This window comes from Pusillimonas caeni (assembly GCF_003545815.1).
GTDB classification, from domain to species: domain Bacteria; phylum Pseudomonadota; class Gammaproteobacteria; order Burkholderiales; family Burkholderiaceae_B; genus Pusillimonas; species Pusillimonas caeni.
Genome location: NZ_PDUW01000004.1, coordinates 15,728 through 31,635 on the forward strand (window position 1 = coordinate 15,728; position 15,908 = coordinate 31,635).

Annotated in this window: 16 protein-coding genes; 3 read left to right on the forward strand and 13 right to left on the reverse strand. The window is 65.3% G+C overall.

The window, feature by feature from the left end; genetic code table 11:
- Complete coding sequence (locus tag CSC67_RS09925; RefSeq protein WP_118994381.1) at nt 1-750, reverse strand: electron transfer flavoprotein subunit beta/FixA family protein; 750 nt, start codon at nt 748-750, stop codon at nt 1-3.
- Nucleotides 751-798: 48 nt separating this feature from the next.
- Entirely contained in the window at nt 799-1,722 is a 924-nt protein-coding gene (locus CSC67_RS09930; RefSeq protein WP_118994382.1) for a histone deacetylase family protein, read from the reverse strand.
- A 10-nt stretch (nt 1,723-1,732) separates the two neighbouring features.
- Here CSC67_RS09930 and mltB point away from each other — a divergent pair, with 10 nt between their 5' ends.
- The 3 genes from mltB (at nt 1,733) to egtB (ending at nt 5,274) form a co-directional block, all read left to right on the forward strand.
- Nucleotides 1,733-2,893, forward strand: coding sequence for a lytic murein transglycosylase B (mltB, locus tag CSC67_RS09935; protein WP_118994383.1), 1,161 nt, complete (start codon nt 1,733-1,735; stop codon nt 2,891-2,893).
- A 108-nt stretch (nt 2,894-3,001) separates the two neighbouring features.
- Entirely contained in the window at nt 3,002-4,033 is a 1,032-nt protein-coding gene (egtD, locus tag CSC67_RS09940; RefSeq protein ID WP_118994384.1) for an L-histidine N(alpha)-methyltransferase, read from the forward strand.
- Nucleotides 4,033-5,274, forward strand: coding sequence for an ergothioneine biosynthesis protein EgtB (gene egtB / locus CSC67_RS09945; protein ID WP_118994385.1), 1,242 nt, complete (start codon nt 4,033-4,035; stop codon nt 5,272-5,274). Before egtD ends, egtB begins: the two co-directional genes overlap by 1 nt.
- Before the next feature lie 30 nt (nt 5,275-5,304).
- Here egtB and cysM read toward each other — a convergent pair whose 3' ends face one another.
- The 11 genes from cysM to CSC67_RS10000 all read right to left on the reverse strand — a co-directional run bounded on the left by cysM (nt 5,305) and on the right by CSC67_RS10000 (nt 15,900).
- On the reverse strand, nt 5,305-6,210 hold the full coding sequence (gene cysM / locus CSC67_RS09950) for a cysteine synthase CysM (RefSeq protein ID WP_118994386.1): 906 nt from the start codon (nt 6,208-6,210) through the stop codon (nt 5,305-5,307).
- Between the two features lie 151 nt (nt 6,211-6,361).
- The gene (locus CSC67_RS09955) at nt 6,362-6,940 is read right to left on the reverse strand and encodes a ComEA family DNA-binding protein (protein ID WP_245220192.1); all 579 of its coding nucleotides are present in this window, start codon (nt 6,938-6,940) and stop codon (nt 6,362-6,364) included.
- A 145-nt stretch (nt 6,941-7,085) separates the two neighbouring features.
- Nucleotides 7,086-8,081, reverse strand: a complete 996-nt coding sequence (gene rfaD, locus CSC67_RS09960; RefSeq protein WP_118994387.1) for an ADP-glyceromanno-heptose 6-epimerase — start codon at nt 8,079-8,081, stop codon at nt 7,086-7,088.
- On the reverse strand, nt 8,078-9,007 hold the full coding sequence (rfaE1, locus tag CSC67_RS09965) for a D-glycero-beta-D-manno-heptose-7-phosphate kinase (protein WP_118994388.1): 930 nt from the start codon (nt 9,005-9,007) through the stop codon (nt 8,078-8,080). Before rfaE1 ends, rfaD begins: the two co-directional genes overlap by 4 nt.
- Nucleotides 9,004-10,221: a lipopolysaccharide assembly protein LapB gene (gene lapB / locus CSC67_RS09970; protein ID WP_118994389.1), complete on the reverse strand. Its 1,218-nt coding sequence runs from the start codon at nt 10,219-10,221 to the stop codon at nt 9,004-9,006. Before lapB ends, rfaE1 begins: the two co-directional genes overlap by 4 nt.
- Nucleotides 10,222-10,250: 29 nt before the next feature.
- Nucleotides 10,251-10,574 (reverse strand): LapA family protein, encoded by a 324-nt coding sequence (locus CSC67_RS09975; protein ID WP_118994390.1) that lies wholly within the window; start codon nt 10,572-10,574, stop codon nt 10,251-10,253.
- Between the two features lie 203 nt (nt 10,575-10,777).
- Complete coding sequence (locus CSC67_RS09980; RefSeq protein WP_118994391.1) at nt 10,778-11,164, reverse strand: integration host factor subunit beta; 387 nt, start codon at nt 11,162-11,164, stop codon at nt 10,778-10,780.
- Nucleotides 11,165-11,170: 6 nt separating this feature from the next.
- Nucleotides 11,171-12,886, reverse strand: coding sequence for a 30S ribosomal protein S1 (gene rpsA / locus CSC67_RS09985; RefSeq protein ID WP_118994392.1), 1,716 nt, complete (start codon nt 12,884-12,886; stop codon nt 11,171-11,173).
- Between the two features lie 88 nt (nt 12,887-12,974).
- Nucleotides 12,975-13,670, reverse strand: coding sequence for a (d)CMP kinase (gene cmk, locus CSC67_RS09990; RefSeq protein WP_118994393.1), 696 nt, complete (start codon nt 13,668-13,670; stop codon nt 12,975-12,977).
- The gene (gene aroA / locus CSC67_RS09995) at nt 13,667-14,989 is read right to left on the reverse strand and encodes a 3-phosphoshikimate 1-carboxyvinyltransferase (protein WP_118994394.1); all 1,323 of its coding nucleotides are present in this window, start codon (nt 14,987-14,989) and stop codon (nt 13,667-13,669) included. The genes cmk and aroA overlap by 4 nt, the downstream gene beginning before the upstream one ends.
- Nucleotides 14,986-15,900, reverse strand: coding sequence for a prephenate dehydrogenase (locus CSC67_RS10000; protein WP_118994395.1), 915 nt, complete (start codon nt 15,898-15,900; stop codon nt 14,986-14,988). The genes aroA and CSC67_RS10000 overlap by 4 nt, the downstream gene beginning before the upstream one ends.
- Between the last annotated feature and the right edge of the window lie 8 nt (nt 15,901-15,908).

Genomic DNA, 15,908 nt, shown 5'->3' on the forward strand with positions numbered 1-15,908 from the left:
TTAGATCACCTTTGCTTCATTCTTGAGTTTGTCGACCAGGGCGGCAACGTCCGCCACCATGACGCCGGCCGAGCGCGCGGGCGGCTCGGCCACCTTGAGCGTCTTCAGGCGCGGGGCCGCATCCACGCCCAGTTCTTCGGGCGTGGTGGTGTCGAGCGGCTTCTTCTTGGCCTTCATGATGTTGGGCAGAGTGACGTAGCGCGGCTCGTTCAGGCGCAGGTCGGTGGTGACGATGGCCGGCAGCTTGAGCGACACGGTTTCGAGGCCGCCGTCGATCTCGCGCGTGACGGTGGCCGTGTCGCCCGAGACCTCGACCTTGCTGGCGAAGGTGGCCTGGGGCCAGTCCAGCAGCGCGGCCAGCATCTGGCCCGTCTGGTTGGCGTCGTCATCGATGGCCTGCTTGCCCAGGATGACCAGTTGGGGCTGCTCTTTGTCGACCACCGCCTTGAGCAGCTTGGCCACGGCCAGGGGCTGCAGTTCGGCGTCGGTCTGGACCAGGATGGAGCGGTCCGCCCCGATGGCCATCGCGGTGCGCAGCGTTTCCTGGCATTGTGCAATGCCGCAAGAAACAGCCACGATCTCGGTGGCGACGGACTTTTCTTTCAGTCGGGTGGCTTCTTCGACGGCGATTTCGTCGAAAGGATTCATGGACATCTTCACGTTGGCGATATCCACGCCGCTTTGATCCGACTTCACGCGCACCTTGACGTTGTAATCAACCACACGCTTGACGGGCACCAATACCTTCATCGAGCACTTCCTCCGGGATATGAATGGAAATTCGGGCAATATTGCATTCTACAGCTTTGCCAATGCTTTGATGTGCGCTGCAACACTGCGACCCAGGGCGGACAGATCGTAGCCCCCCTCGAGGAAGCTGACGATGCGCCCCTGGGCGCTGCGGTCCGCCAGGTCGACGAGTTTTTCGGTGATCCAGGCGTAATCGGCCTCGGTCATGTCGAGCTGGCCGAGCATGTCGTCGCGGTGGCCGTCGAAACCGGCCGACACGAAGACGAACTCGGGCTCGAACGCCTCGAGCCGCGGCATCCAGCGGGACTCGACGATGTCGCGCAGGGCGGCGCTGTCTGAATGGGGAGGCACCGCCACATTGACCATGTTTGGGCCTGGGTTTTCAGCGTACACATTAGGAAAGAGCGGGTACTGGAAAAAACTGCACATCAGGATGCGGCTGTCTCCGGCGAACATTTCTTCGGTTCCATTGCCATGATGCACGTCGAAATCGATGATAGCTATCCGTTTAAACCCGTATTTTTCAAGCGTATACGCTGCAGTTACTGCCAGATTGTTGAAAAAGCAGAAGCCCATGGCCTGGCCGGGCCGGGCATGATGCCCCGGCGGGCGGACCGCGCAAAAGGCGGTGGACGCCTGCCCGTCCATGATGGCGTCGACCGCGGTGATGCCGGCCCCGGCCGCGGCAAAGGCCGCCGCCAGGGTGTGGGGATTCATCAGCGTGTCCGGATCGATCTCGGCATAGCCCTGGACCGGCGAAAGACGGCGCAGGCCGGCCAGGAGGGACGGCGTGTGCACGCGCAATATGTCCGCCTCCTGGGCCGGAACCGCCTCGCGTTCGTCGAGCAGCGCTTGCAGACCGCTTGAAATCAGTTGATCGCTGATGGCATCGAGACGGAAAGGGCTTTCGGGATGCCATGCGCCCATTTCATGCAGGCGGCATTCGGGGTGGGTAATATAGAGGGTCTGCATAAGGAGGATTATGTTCAAACCCGTCCGCATTTTGCAAGTCGCGGCAGCCGTGCTGCTGGGCGGCTGCGCATCCAGCCACACGGCCCCGCCTTCGGCGCAGCTCGCGCCGGCGCAACAGGCCTCCGCCCCGGCCGCCGCCCCCCACGCCCGCAGGCCCCCCGCTCCTTCCACGGACATCAACGGTTTCGTCGACCCGCAAGGCCGGCTCAAGCCCGAGATCCAGGAGTACGCCCGCCGGATCGCGGCCGACCGCAAGCTGCCGCCGGCCCACGTCGAAGCGCTGCTCGAAGACGCCCGCTACGACGCCAAGGCGGCGTCGCTGATGTCGCCCGCCAAGACGCGCGTGCGGCGCAGTTGGGTCACTTATCGCAAGCGCTTCGTCGAGCCGGTGCGCATACGCGCCGGGGTCGAGTTCTGGACCCAGCACCGCGCAACGCTGGACAAAGCGGCGGCCAAGTACGGCGTCCCCCCCTCCATCATCGTGGCCATCATAGGCGTCGAAACGGTCTACGGGCGGCACACCGGCAGCTTTTCGGTGCTGGACGCCATCGCCACCCTGGCCTTTCGCTACCCCGATCCCGACCGTCCCGACCGCAGCCAACTGTTCCAGGACCAACTGGCGGATCTCATCGTGCTCGATCACCAGGGCGTCCTGGACGCGCGCCGGGCCACGGGCTCGTTTGCAGGGGCGATGGGCTTGCCGCAATTCATGCCGGGCAGCCTGATGCGCTACGCCGTCGACGGCGACGGCGACCGCGGCATCGATCTGGCCGCCAGCCCGGATGACGCCATCATGTCGGTGGCCAATTTCCTGGTCGAGCACGGCTGGCAGCCGGGCCTGCCGGTCTTTGCGCCGGTCGCGCTTCCGGCCGATGCGAAGTCGCTCGTGCATGGCGGACTGGAACCTGTTTACGACTGGGAACAACTTAAAACACGTGGCGCCACCAGCGTTCAGACCTCCGCCGGAGGCGGCTACGGCAACGGCTGGATGCAGCAAAAACTGGGCGTCGTCGACTTGGTGGACGAGCCGCGCAAAACGGCCGAATACCGCAGCGGCACGCCCAATTTCTTCGCCATCACCCACTACAACCGCAGTTATTTCTATGCAAGCTCGGTGGCCGACCTGGCCCAGGAACTGGCCGCGCGCATGGGCTACGGCGCGCCCAACTGAGCCCCCGGCCGAGGCGGGCCGCCCTTCGGCGGCCTTACCCGGCTTCATCGACAGTGTTACTCTAAAAGGCCGCCCGAGGCCATGTGGGCAGACCCAGAGCGAAAGCCAATGTCGATACCCTCCCCTCTTGTCCTGCAGTCCGATGCGGACGACTGTGCAAGCGAACAACTCAACACCGCCGCAATCGGCTGCAGCCCGGCGGAACACGCCGAACTGACCCATGGGCTGCTGGCTTCGCCGGCCGAAGTGCCTCCCAAATACCTCTACGACACCCTGGGCTCCAAGCTGTTCGAGACCCTGTGCCTGCTGCCGGAGTACTATCCCACCCGCACGGAGACCGCCATCGTCCGGGATCATCTGCCGGACATCGCCGGCGCCGTGGGACGCGGCGCCGTCCTCATCGACCTGGGCGCGGGCAACTGCGCCAAGGCGGAAAGGCTGTTCGACGCGCTGGCGCCCAGCCACTACGTGGCCGTGGATATATCGGCCGATTTCCTGCGCAACGCGCTGGACGGACTTCAGTCGCGGCACCCCCATATCCGCATGACGGCGCTGGGCCAGGATTTCTCCCGGGGCCTGCGCCTGCCGGAAGAGGTGCCTGCGGATAACCGCCTGTTCTTCTACCCGGGGTCCTCACTGGGCAACTTCGGCCCCGGCGACGCCCACCGCTTTCTGAGCGGCCTGCGCCAGTCGGGCGGCGAGCACGCGTCGCTGCTGCTGGGCGTCGACCTGGTCAAGGAAACCGAGGTGCTCAACGCCGCCTATGACGACGCCCTGGGCCTGACCGGCGCCTTCAATCTGAATCTGCTGCGCAATCTCAATCGCCTGCTGGACGCGGACTTCGACGTGCGCGACTGGGAGCACGTGGCTTTCTTCAATGAACAGCAGAGCCGAGTCGAAATGCACTTGCAGGCGCGGCGCCCCGTGCACGTCCGGTGGGCCGGCGCGAGCCGGCGCTTTGCCGAAGGCGAACGCATCCACACGGAAAGCAGCTACAAATACACCCGCCCCTCGCTGACCGCCCTGCTGGAGGATGCCGGCTGGACGCCGACCGGATACTGGATGGATCCCGCCGGCTGGTTCGCGGTCGTCCATGCCGGTTCGCTGCCCGGCGCTTTGCGAAAGGAGGATGCCGCGTGATGACGCTTTCCGGTACCTTGCTATCCCGATTCGAGGATGTGCGGCGCGCCAGCACGATGCTGGCCGAACCGCTCAGCGACGAAGACTGCTGTGCGCAGTCCATGACCGACGCCAGCCCGATCAAATGGCACCTGGCCCACACGACCTGGTTCTTCGAGACTTTCGTGCTCGAACGTTTCGAGCCCGGCTTCCGGCCCTTCCATCCTGCTTTCAGGATGCTGTTCAATTCGTATTACAACGGCATCGGCGAGCAATACACGCGCTCGCAACGCGGCCTCATCACCCGGCCCGGCATGGACGAAGTGCACGAGTACCGCAACGACGTCGATGCCCGCATTGAATCGCTGATTCTGATCGCCGCCGCGCCTTCCGGAGACGGCGACCCCGAACTCGAACGCCTCATCGAGCTGGGACTGCAGCACGAGCAGCAGCACCAGGAGCTGATCCTGACCGACCTGCAGCATCTGTTCTGGCACAATCCTCTGCGGCCGGCCTACCGCGACGAGGCCATGCCGCAACCCAATCCGCCTTCCGCCTTGCAATGGCGCTCGTTCGACGGCGGCGTCGTCGAGATCGGCCATCAGGGCGAAGGCTTTTTCTTCGACAACGAGACGCCCCGGCACCGGCAATATCTCGAACCCTATGCCCTGGCCTCCAGGCTGGTCACCAATGCCGAGTACCTGGAGTTCATGCAGGCCGGCGGCTACGAAGATCCCGCCCTGTGGCTCTCCGAAGGCTGGGCGTGGCTGCACGCCGGCCCCAGGCCTGTCGCCCGGCCTTTATATTGGGAGCAGCGCGATGGGGCCTGGCATGAGTTCACGCTGTATGGCATGCAGCCGCTGGGGCCGGACCAGGCCGTGCGGCATCTTTCGTATTATGAAGCGGACGCTTATGCGCGCTGGGCGCAGGCCCGCCTACCGAGCGAGGCCGAATGGGAGCACGCGGTGGCATCCACCCGGCGCGGCCTCGACGAAGGCGAACCCGCCGATGCGCCCGCCATCGAACAAGTGTTCGATACCGCCTGGCAATGGACCTCAAGCAGCTATGCGCCCTACCCGGGCTTCAAGCCGGCCGCGGGCGCCATCGGCGAGTACAACGGCAAGTTCATGGTCAACCAGTACGTGCTGCGAGGCGGCTCTTGCGTGACGCCGCCCGATCACAGCCGGGTCACCTACCGCAACTTTTTCCCCACCCATGCCCGCTGGCAGTACACGGGGCTGCGGCTGGCGCGATCGCTGTAGAGTTCTTGGATCGCGCCGGCGCCTAGCGGCTCAATTGAACACGCCGGTGGAAAGGTAGCGATCGCCGCGATCGCAAATGATGAAGGCAATAGTGGCATTCTCGGCCCGCGCGGCCACGCGCAGCGCCGCCACCAGCGCCCCCGCCGACGAAATGCCGGCGAAAATTCCTTCTTCGGCGGCAAGACGGCGGGCCATTTCCTCGGCCTCGTGCTGGCCGATATATTCGAACGCATCGACCTGCTCGGGATGATAGATCTTGGGCTGGTAGGCTTCGGGCCATTTGCGTATGCCCGGAATCGAAGCGCCTTCGGCGGGCTGGGCGCCGATGACCTGGATGGCCGGATTCCGGCTGCGCAGATAGCTGCCCACGCCCATGATGGTGCCCGTCGTGCCCATGGCGCTGACGAAGTGCGTGATTCGGCCATCGGTCTGACGCCACAGCTCGGGTCCGGTGCCGTCGATGTGGGCCTGGGTGTTGTCGGGATTGGCGAACTGGTCCAGCACCTTGCCCTTGCCGTCGGCCTGCATGGACGTGGCCAGATCGCGGGCGTATTCCATGCCGCCCTTGTCGGCCGGCGTCAGGATCAACTCGGCGCCATACGCCGTCATGGCCGCCCGGCGTTCGAGCGACAGATTGTCGGGCATGATGAGTATCATCTTGTAGCCGCGCACCGCGGCCACCATGGCCAGCGCGATGCCGGTGTTGCCGCTGGTGGCCTCGATAAGCGTATCGCCGGGCTTGATCTCGCCGCGCTGCTCGGCCCGGCTGATCATGGAATTGGCGGCGCGGTCTTTCACCGACCCCGCGGGGTTGTTGCCCTCGAGCTTGGCCAGGATGACGTTGCCCCGGTCTTGGCCAAGCTGTCCCGGAATGCGCTGCAGTCGCACCAGCGGCGTATCGCCTATGGTTTGCTCGATGGTCTGATATTGTTTCATGGGCAAATGATACACCCAACACAAGGGGCAGAAGCCATCACCAGAAAGGACGCCCGGACCCGGATCGGTTCCGCGGCGGCGCGCCGCCTTTTGAATAGGGCTCCGCCGCGGGGCCGAGGCGGAGCCCCGGTCGGAATCGAAAGTTGAAAACCTACTTTCCCGCTTTGCGCTGCGCCGCCGGAGCGGCGCTTTTGGGCGCCGCGTCGGCCTGCCCCACCACCAGCCCCGCCGCCTGAAGCGACTGGGCCTTCTTGGGACCGATGCCCTTGACCCGCTCGGCCAGGTCGTCGAACGATTCGAAGCTGCCGCCGCGCGCGCGTTCGTCGATGATGACCTGCGCCGTCTTGGGGCCGATGCCGGTGATGGTTTCAAGCTGCTGCGCATTGGCGCTGTTGACATCGACCGCCCACGCCGAAGGCAGGGCCAGGGCCAGCACAAAGCCCAGCAGCGCCCCCGCCGCCTTGCGGCAATGGGCTTGCCAAAATGCCATCGGCCGCTCTTCTGAAGCCTGGGCCTGGGCTTGAGCCCGGGCACGGCGCCGCGCCAGGCGCGCCGCGCGCGGATGGCGAAGCGGCATGCGGCCCTCTGGCCCGCCATTGGAAGAAGGCCGGCTTTCGAGCCCCTTGCCGTGAGGGCCGGTTTCAAGCCCTTGCAGGGCATCGTCGTTGGCGGCGTTGGAAGGGAATTCCGACAGGGGACGTGCTACGGTGGATTCTGTGAACGGGTTCATGGCGACCTCCGGATGAATGAACGGAAATGCAGGCCGTTGAAACAGCCTGTCAGCCACCATGATGCGATTCACCGCCATTTCGGGCCATGGCATGTGCCATGCTTGGTCCATTCGTACAAATACGCCGCGCGCGACGTTCGATACCCTAGATACGCCCCTGCTTCAGCAGCACCCTGGCGTACTCCGCCACCCCTGTCTGCACATCCCGCATCTCTTGCGTGAACCCCGCCTTGCGCAAGCGGCTCAGATCCGCCTGCGTATGGCTTTGATAGCGGCCCTTCAGATCATCCGGGAAATCAATATAGCGGATCAGTTTCTGCGCCACTAGTTCCTGGAGCGGCAGCGCCGCCTGCCCCGACGCCTCGCGCAAAGTATTGACCACCGTCGACGCCACGTCGTTGAAGGGCTGCGCCCTGCCCGTCCCGCAGTTGAAAATGCCCGAGACCTCGGGGTGATCGAGAAAGTGCAGATTCACGTCCACCACGTCGTCCACGTGGATGAAATCCCGCATCTGCCCGCCGTCCGGATAGCCGTCCCAGCCGCCAAACAGCCTGACATGCCCCTCGGCCCGGAACTGGTTCATATTGTGGAAAGCCACCGACGCCATCCGGCCCTTGTGCTGTTCGCTGGGACCGTAGACGTTGAAGTAGCGCAGGCCCACCACCGGCGCCGCCAGATTGCCCAGATGGCGCCGCAGCACCTGGTCGAACAGGAACTTGGAATAACCGTAGACGTTCAGCGGCGCCTCGTAGAGCAGGTCTTCGATATACGCCGGCCCCGCCCCATAGACCGCCGCCGACGACGCATACAGCAGCGGGATCTTGTGCTTCTGCGCATACTGGAAGATTTCGAGCGTGACCCGATAATTGTTGTCCAGCATGTACTTGCCGTTGCGCTCGGTCGTGTCCGAGCATGCCCCCTGGTGCAGAATCGCCTGGATGCCCGGCAGACGGCCCTGGGACAGGCGCTGCCTGAATTCGTCCTTGTCCATGTAGTCCGATATCTGGCCGTCGACCAGGTTCACGAACTTGTCGCCCTCGGTCAGGTCATCCACCGCGAGGATGTCCGTTTGGCCGCGGCGGTTGAGGCCACGCACCAGATTGCTGCCGATGAATCCGGCCGCCCCTGTTACCACGATCATGTCAATTCTCCTGCTGTGACGACGGATGTTCCCAGTTTGCCGACCACCACCCCGCCGGCGCGGTTGGCCCACTTGACCGCCTCGAACCACGGCAGGCCCGCAGCCCGAGTGACGGCCAGCGCAGCCAGCACAGTGTCGCCGGCGCCCGACACATCGAACACTTCGTGGGCCTGCGCATCGATGTGCTGCCGGCCTTCGTCGGTAAACAGCGTCATGCCCTGCTCGGACCTGGTCACCAGCAAAGCCTCGAGCGACAGTTCGCCGCGCAGGCGCTGGGCGCGCTCTTCGAGTTCGGCCTCGGTGCTCCAGCGGCCCACCGCGTCCGTCATCTCGGCCCGATTGGGCGTGATGATGGTGGCGCCCGCATAGCGGCGATAAGCATGGCCCTTGGGGTCGACCAGCACCGGGATGCCCGCCGCGCGGGCCGCCTGGATGAGTCCTTCGACACGGGCCAGCGCCCCCTTGGCATAGTCCGACAGCACCACCATGTCGTGCCGCGCGATCAAGGCCTCGACGTCGCCCTTCAGCATGTCCAGGCAGCCGCCGTCCGGGGTCTCTTCGAAGTCGACGCGCAACAGCTGCTGCTGGCGGCCCATGACCCGCATCTTCAGCGTCGTCGGAAGCTGTGGATCGACGACGAGCCGGGCATCGATGCCCTCTTGTTGCGACAAGGCGGCGATGCGGCGGCCGGCCTCGTCGTCGCCGACGACACCGACCAGGGTGGCTTGGGCGCCCAGCGACACAATATTGCGCGCCACGTTGGCCGCGCCGCCCAGGCGGTCTTCACGGCGCGCCACGCGCACCACCGGCACCGGCGCCTCGGGTGAAATGCGCTCTACCTCGCCGAACCAGTAGCGGTCGAGCATCAGGTCGCCCACCACCAGCACCCTGGAGCGCGCGACGGCCTCTGAGGGGAACGCCATCATGCCAACTCCTCGATGCGCCGCGGCTGGTAGGTTTCCCAGGAATTGCAGCCCGGACACTGCCAATAGAAATGCCTGGCCTCGAAGCCGCAGACGCTGCAGGCATATCGATCGAGCCGCTGCGTATGCTTGTGTATGAGCGAGCGCAGCAAGCCCAGGTCTGAATCGGGCGCCATATTGGGCCCGGGCGGCGTATTGCCCGAGGCCAATTCGACCTCGAGCAGGCGGTCCAGACCCAGCAATGTGGGATGCGCGCGCAACGCGTCGCGGGCGAACTCCCATGCGGGCGCATAGCCGTCCTGGGCGCGCAGCTCGCGGAAGATGACGTTGAAGACGTCGAGCGCGGGGTAGCGCATGTAGTGCCGGGTCAGCACCTTGAGCCCCTGGCTTGCCTGGCCCATGCTGCGATAGCTTTCCAGCAGCGGTTCGGCGATCAGGCCGGCGTACTCGGGCGCCGTACTGAGCACGGACTCGAGATAGACCCGCTCGCGTTCGCGGTTGTTGTCGTACCGCGCTACGGCCGCGCGCAGCATGGCGATGCGGGCTTCGGAAGCATGGCCCCGCACCTGACCCCGCAAGGCGTGGGCGGCGTTGTCGGCGGCATCCAGCGCGGCGCTGGCGGCGGCCAGATCGGGCGGTTTGATGGACAACGCCGTCTGGGCCTGTTCGCACTGATAGTGCACCAGTTGCGGAACCGGTTCGTCCACGAGCGCCCGCAGTCGCTTGACGGCCTCGATGGCCCGCGGCCAGTCGTGCTCGGACTCATAGATGCGGATCAGCGCCCTCACCGCCGGCACGGCGAAGCGCGTGTCCAGCACTTGTTGAAAAGCCTGCTCCGCCCGGTCGAGCATGCCGGCCTTGAGGAAATCCTGCCCCAGCTCGTGCTGAGCGTGTTCGCGTTCCTCCTGGGGCAGATCGGCGCGCGCAAGCAGGCTCTGGTGCACCCGGATGGCGCGCTCCATCTCGCCGCGCCGGCGGAACAGGCTGCCCAGCGCAAAATGCAGCTCGGTCGTTTCGGGATCCAGCTTGGCGACCTCGACGAAAGCGTCGATGGCCCGGTCGGGCTCCTCGTTGAGTATGAAGTTGAGCCCCTTGAAATAGGAGTCGGGCAGATTGCGTGTCTCGGACAGCATCTGCCTGATGTCCACCCTTGCCGCGATCCAGCCCAGCGCAAACAGCACAGGTACGGATATCAGCCACCATGGTTCGAAATCCACTATGTCGACCTCAGAAAACGGATTGTGGCTTACAGCGGCGCCAGGGGCGCGATGGCTTCGGGCGCGACGGGGGCCTCTTCCGCCGGGCGGCGGGCGGCGTCTTCCTGCAGACGCAGGACCTCGCGGCGCAGGCGAGCCACCTCGCGGCGCCGGCGCATCAGGGCCGGCATGACGAAGACAGCGGCAAACAAGGCACCCACCGCAAAGGCGACCAGCATGACGACGATGAGCGGAACCGCGCGAATGACGTGATCGGCGTATAGGCCTACGTCGACCGGCTCGGTGTTTTTCAACGCGAACAGCAGCACCAGGACGAACACCACCAAGCGCACTGCCCAGATCACGAAACGCATCACTCAACTCCAGATATCAGGGATATCGCAATTGTAAGGTAAACGGTGTAGAAAGATGCCCCCACGCTACGCAGACTAGCGTCTGCTTGCTGCCCCCCGAGGGGTTTTTTTGCCGGGGGCGCCGAGCCTTGGGGCGGCCCGGCGGCAAAAAAAATGCCCCCGGCATGGCCGGGGGCATTGGGACCGCTTGCGCCGAAACGAGGCTACCCGTGCATGATGCGGGCGGCGAACGGGTTTTCGCCTTCGCCCTCGCTTTCGGAATATGAAGAGTCTTCGGTGAAGCCGCCCGCCGCCTTGACCTCGGCGTCGAACGCCGCATCGACCCGTTCGCGCAATTCTTTGCCGGCCTTGAAGTGAGGCACCTGCTTGGCAGGCACCATCACTTTTTCGCCCGACTTGGGATTGCGGCCGACACGCGGCGAACGCATCGACAGCGAGAAGCTGCCGAAGCCCCGGATCTCGATGCGCTGACCATTGACCAGGGCCTGGGTCATGGCATCGAGAACCGTCTTGACGGCGATGTCGGTGTCGCGCGCCGCAAGTTGGGGGTAGCGGCTGGCGAGCAGCGCGATCAGCTCAGACTTAGTCACGAGCGATTAACCGTCGTCGCGTTGCTGGTCCAGCTTGGCCTTCAGCAGGGCGCCCAGGTTGGTGGTACCCGAGGAGGCGCTGGCTTCGGACATGCGCTGGAGCGTGTCGGCGGTTTCGGCGTTATCGCGCGCCTTGATCGACAACTGGATCGAACGCGACTTGCGGTCGATGTTGATGATCATGGCTTCGATGTTGGCGCCTTCTTGCAGCACGGTGGTGGCGTCTTCGACACGGCCGGCCGAGATCTCGGAAGCGCGCAGATAGCCTTCGACGTCGACCGACAGGGTCACGACGGCGCCCTTGGGCTCGACCGACTTGATGGTGCCCGGAACCACGGCGCCCTTGTCGTAGGTGGAGACGAAGTTGTTGAACGGATCGCCTTCGAGCTGCTTGATGCCCAGCGAGATGCGTTCTTTGTCGGTGTCGATGCCCAGCACGACGGCGTCGATTTCGTCGCCCTTCTTGAAGTTGCGCACAGCTTCTTCGCCGGAGTCGGTCCAGGACAGGTCGGACAGGTGGACCAGGCCGTCGATGCCGCCGGGCAGGCCGACGAACACGCCGAAGTCGGTGATGGACTTGATGGCGCCGCGGACCTTGTCGCCACGCTTGAAGTTGATGGAGAACTCTTCCCAGGGGTTGGCGCGGCACTGCTTCATGCCCAGCGAGATGCGGCGGCGGTCTTCGTCGATCTCGAGGACCATGACTTCGACTTCTTCGCCCAGGGTGACCACCTTGCGGGGGTCGACGTTCTTGTTGGTCCAGTCCATTTCGGACACGTGGACCAGGCCTTCGATGCCGGCTTCGACTTCAACGAACGCGCCGTAGTCGGTCAGGTTGGTGACCTTGCCGAACAGGCGGGTGCCTTGCGGATAGCGGCGGGCCAGGCCGACCCAGGGGTCTTCGCCCAGTTGCTTGACGCCCAGCGAGACACGGCTTTTTTCCTGGTCGAACTTGAGGACCTTGGCTTCGATCTCTTGGCCCACCTGCAGCACTTCGGAGGGGTGGCGGACACGGCGCCATGCCATGTCGGTGATGTGGAGCAGGCCATCGATGCCGCCCAGGTCGACGAACGCGCCGTAGTCGGTGATGTTCTTGACCACGCCCTTGACCACTGCGCCTTCGTGCAGGGTCTCGAGCAGCTTTTCGCGCTCTTCGCCCATGCTGGCTTCGAGCACGGCGCGACGCGACAGCACGACGTTGTTGCGCTTGCGGTCGAGCTTGATGACCTTGAATTCGAGAGTCTTGCCCTCGTAGGGGGTGGTGTCCTTGACGGGGCGCAGGTCGACCAGCGAACCGGGCAGGAAGGCGCGGATGCCGTTGGTCATGACCGTGAGGCCGCCCTTGACCTTGCCGGTGATGGTGCCGTTGACCAGTTCGCCGGACTCGAGCGCCTGCTCGAGCTGCAGCCATGCCGACAGGCGCTTGGCGCGGTCACGCGACAGAATCGTGTCGCCGTAGCCGTTTTCGAGCGAGTCGATGGCAACCGATACGAAATCGCCTGCTTCGACTTCGAGCTCGCCCTGGTCGTTGAGGAATTCTTCGACGGGAATCAGTGCTTCTGATTTGAGCCCTGCGTTGACCACGACAAAATTGTGATCGATGCGCACGACCTCGGCCGAGATGACCTCGCCCGATTTCATGTCCTGGTTCTGGAGGCTTTCGGCGAACAGGTCGGCGAAGCTTTCGCCGCCCATGGCGGCAGTGGTTGGGATGGAAGACATTAAATAAAGTCCATTAGCCGGATGGCTATTAAAAAACACACCGGGGCCTGCGCCCTAGTGGAGTGAACAAACACCCCGAGACATGGGTTCATGCTCGGGAACTGGTTTTCGATGCCGGGTTTCTAGACCACAGATCGAGTACTGCATTGACCGTTTCATCGATGCTCAAACGTGATGAATCGATCGTGTTCGCATCGGGCGCCGGGCAAAGCGGCGCAACGCTGCGCGTGCGATCGCGATGATCGCGCGCCTGCATATCCTTCATGAGGTTTGCTAGATTAGCAGAAAAACCCTTTTCCTTCAACTGCTTACATCTTCTTTCAGCCCGCGCCGCGACGTCGGCCTCGAGGAAAATCTTGAGAGGGGCGTCGGGAAACACCACGGTTCCCATGTCGCGGCCGTCGGCCACCAGGCCCGGCCCGCAGCGGAAGGCCCGCTGGCGGGCCAGCAGCGCGTTGCGCAGCGGCATTTGCGGGGCGATGGCGGAAGCCAGGTTGCCCACTGTTTCGTCGCGGATGCGGGCCGCGACGTCGCAGCCGTCCAGCAGCACCTGCTCGCCCTTGAACTGCACGTCGAGTTCGCGCGCAATGGCGGCGACCGCGGCTTCGTCCGAGGTGTCCACGCCGCGGTCCAGGCAAGCCAGCGCGCTGAGGCGGTAGAGCGCGCCGCTGTCCAGCACCGACCAGCCCAGAACCTGCGCCACGCGATGGGCGATGGTTCCTTTGCCGGAGGCGGTGGGGCCGTCGATGGTGATGACGGGTGTCTGCGGATTGGTCGCGTTCATGCCGAGACCATCCCCTGGAACACCGAAAAATAGTCCGGGAACGTCTTGCTGACGCAGGCCGGATCCTGAATGACGACGGGGCACGGCCCGAAAGCGGCCAGCGAAAAACACATGGCCATGCGGTGGTCGTCGTAGGTGGCGATGCTGGCCTCGCGCCAGTCGTCGTGCTGCAGCGGATGCACCCGCAACCAGTCCTCGCCCTCTTCGACCTTGGCTCCCAGCTTGCCCAGCTCGGTGGCCATGGCGTGGATGCGGTCGGTTTCCTTGACCCGCCAGCTGCCGATGTTGCGCAAGGTGCAGGGGCCGTCGGCATACAGGGCCAGGGCGGCGGCCGTCATGGCGGCATCGGGAATGAGATTGAAATCTTCGTCGAAGGCCTTGAGCCGGTCGCCCCGGGCCACGCGCGCGCCGGAAACCTCGATCGAATCGGCATGCCAGGTGACCTGCGCCCCCATGGCCTGCAGGGTGTCGGCAAAGGCGATGTCGCCCTGTATGCTGCGCGAGCCCACTCCATGGATGTGCACCGGGCCGCCGCCGATGGCGCCCAGCGCCATGAAGTACGAGGCCGAAGAGGCGTCGCCCTCGATGCCGATGGCGCCCGGCGAGCGGTAGGCTGCGGATGCGGGAATGGTGAAGCGCTGCCAGCCCTCGCACTTGACGTCGACGCCGAAGCGGGCCATCAGGTTGAGCGTGATCAGGATGTAGGGCCGCGAGATCAGCACGCCCTCGACCTCGATGACCAGGTCGCGGCCCATCGCCGCGGTATAGATCGGCCCGGCCATCAGCAAGGCGGTCAGGAACTGGCTGGAAACCGAACCCTTGATGCGCACCGGCTCATCGGAGCCCAACCGCCCCTTGCCGATGGCCAGGGGCGGATAGCCCGGGCTGCCCAGGTAGTCGACCTGCGCCCCGGCCTGCCGAAGGGCATCCACCAGGTCGCCGATGGGCCGCTCGTGCATGCGCGGCACGCCAGAAAGGCGGTAGTCGCCCCCCATGAAGGCAAGCGCCGCCGTCAGGGGTCGGAACGCCGTACCGGCATTGCCCAGAAAAAGCTCGGCCCGCGCGTTGGGGAACGGACACCCCCCGGTAATCTCGAGCGTGCTTTCGTCCACTTCGCTCAAGGAAACGTCCAGGTCCCGCAGCGAGGCGATCATGACCCGCGTGTCGTCCGATTCGAGCAGGCCTCCGACCCGGGTCGTGCCCTGGGCCAGCGCGGCCAGCAACAGCACGCGGTTCGAAATGCTTTTGGAGCCCGGCAGGCGCACGTCGCCTTTCGCGGTCGTGAGCGGCTGCAGCAACAGGCTGGTATCAGAGGTCATAAACGGCTCCTGCTACCCCAGAAACGGCGCGCCAGCGCCGCGCGTTCAAGAAAATCATACAAGCCCTGGCCGTCTTCGTCGCGCAGGCATTGTTCGGCCTGATCCAGGGCCGCCCGGAACTGGTCGAGTTCGTCGAGCACCGCCTTGCGGTTGGCCAGGAAGATGTCGCGCCACATCTCGGGCGAGCCCGCGGCGATGCGGGTGAAGTCGCGGAAACCCGTGCCCGCCAGCGCCATGCGCTGGTCGGAGTCCTTTGCCGCGGCCACCTGGCCCATGAAGACCGACGCCAGGAAATGCGGCATGTGGCTGACCGACGCCAGCGCCGCGTCGTGGGCCTCGGGCTGCATGCTGACGACGCGCGCGCCGCAGGCCTCCCAGGCCCGCCGCAGCAGTCGCCGGCCCTCTTCGCGGTTTTCAGGCAGGGGGGTGAGCACCACGGTGCGCCCCTGGTACAGATCTTTGTGGGCGGCTTCCGGGCCCGTGGCTTCGGCCCCGGCGATGGGATGTCCGGGAATGAACTGGGCGATGCGCTCGCCCAGGGCCGAGCGCGCCGCCTGCGCCACGTCGGCCTTGGTGCTGCCGGCGTCGGTCAGCAGCGTGTCGGGGCGCAGATGCGGCGCCATGCGGGCCAGGACGGCCTCGGTCGCGCCGACCGGAATCGAGAGCAGAATGAGATCGGCCCGGGCGGCGGCTTCTTCGAGTGTGACGGCCTCGTCGATCAGGCCCAGGCGCCGCGCGCGGGCCAGGGTCCGGGGCTGGCGTCCGGCCCCGAGAATGGTCCCGGCGGCTCCGGCCTGCCGCATGGCGGCGGCGAACGAGCCGCCGATGAGGCCCACGCCCACGACAGCCAGCACGCCGGCCAGGGGCGGGCCGGAGGATGCGGGGACGGGGCCGGCGTCCGTTGCGCTCATGAACGGCC

Coding starts and splice junctions, on each gene's coding strand:
- rpsA (WP_118994392.1), bottom strand. CDS start 12,886: ATGTCTTCCATCCCAACCACTGCCGCCATGGGCGGCGAAAGCTTCGCC.
- mltB (WP_118994383.1), top strand. CDS start 1,733: ATGTTCAAACCCGTCCGCATTTTGCAAGTCGCGGCAGCCGTGCTGCTG.
- rfaE1 (WP_118994388.1), bottom strand. CDS start 9,007: ATGATGGCGTTCCCCTCAGAGGCCGTCGCGCGCTCCAGGGTGCTGGTG.
- rfaD (WP_118994387.1), bottom strand. CDS start 8,081: ATGATCGTGGTAACAGGGGCGGCCGGATTCATCGGCAGCAATCTGGTG.
- aroA (WP_118994394.1), bottom strand. CDS start 14,989: ATGACCTCTGATACCAGCCTGTTGCTGCAGCCGCTCACGACCGCGAAA.
- CSC67_RS09975 (WP_118994390.1), bottom strand. CDS start 10,574: ATGCGTTTCGTGATCTGGGCAGTGCGCTTGGTGGTGTTCGTCCTGGTG.
- cysM (WP_118994386.1), bottom strand. CDS start 6,210: ATGAAACAATATCAGACCATCGAGCAAACCATAGGCGATACGCCGCTG.
- CSC67_RS09930 (WP_118994382.1), bottom strand. CDS start 1,722: ATGCAGACCCTCTATATTACCCACCCCGAATGCCGCCTGCATGAAATG.
- CSC67_RS09955 (WP_245220192.1), bottom strand. CDS start 6,940: ATGAACCCGTTCACAGAATCCACCGTAGCACGTCCCCTGTCGGAATTC.
- CSC67_RS09925 (WP_118994381.1), bottom strand. CDS start 750: ATGAAGGTATTGGTGCCCGTCAAGCGTGTGGTTGATTACAACGTCAAG.
- egtB (WP_118994385.1), top strand. CDS start 4,033: ATGACGCTTTCCGGTACCTTGCTATCCCGATTCGAGGATGTGCGGCGC.
- cmk (WP_118994393.1), bottom strand. CDS start 13,670: ATGAACGCGACCAATCCGCAGACACCCGTCATCACCATCGACGGCCCC.
- CSC67_RS10000 (WP_118994395.1), bottom strand. CDS start 15,900: ATGAGCGCAACGGACGCCGGCCCCGTCCCCGCATCCTCCGGCCCGCCC.
- egtD (WP_118994384.1), top strand. CDS start 3,002: ATGTCGATACCCTCCCCTCTTGTCCTGCAGTCCGATGCGGACGACTGT.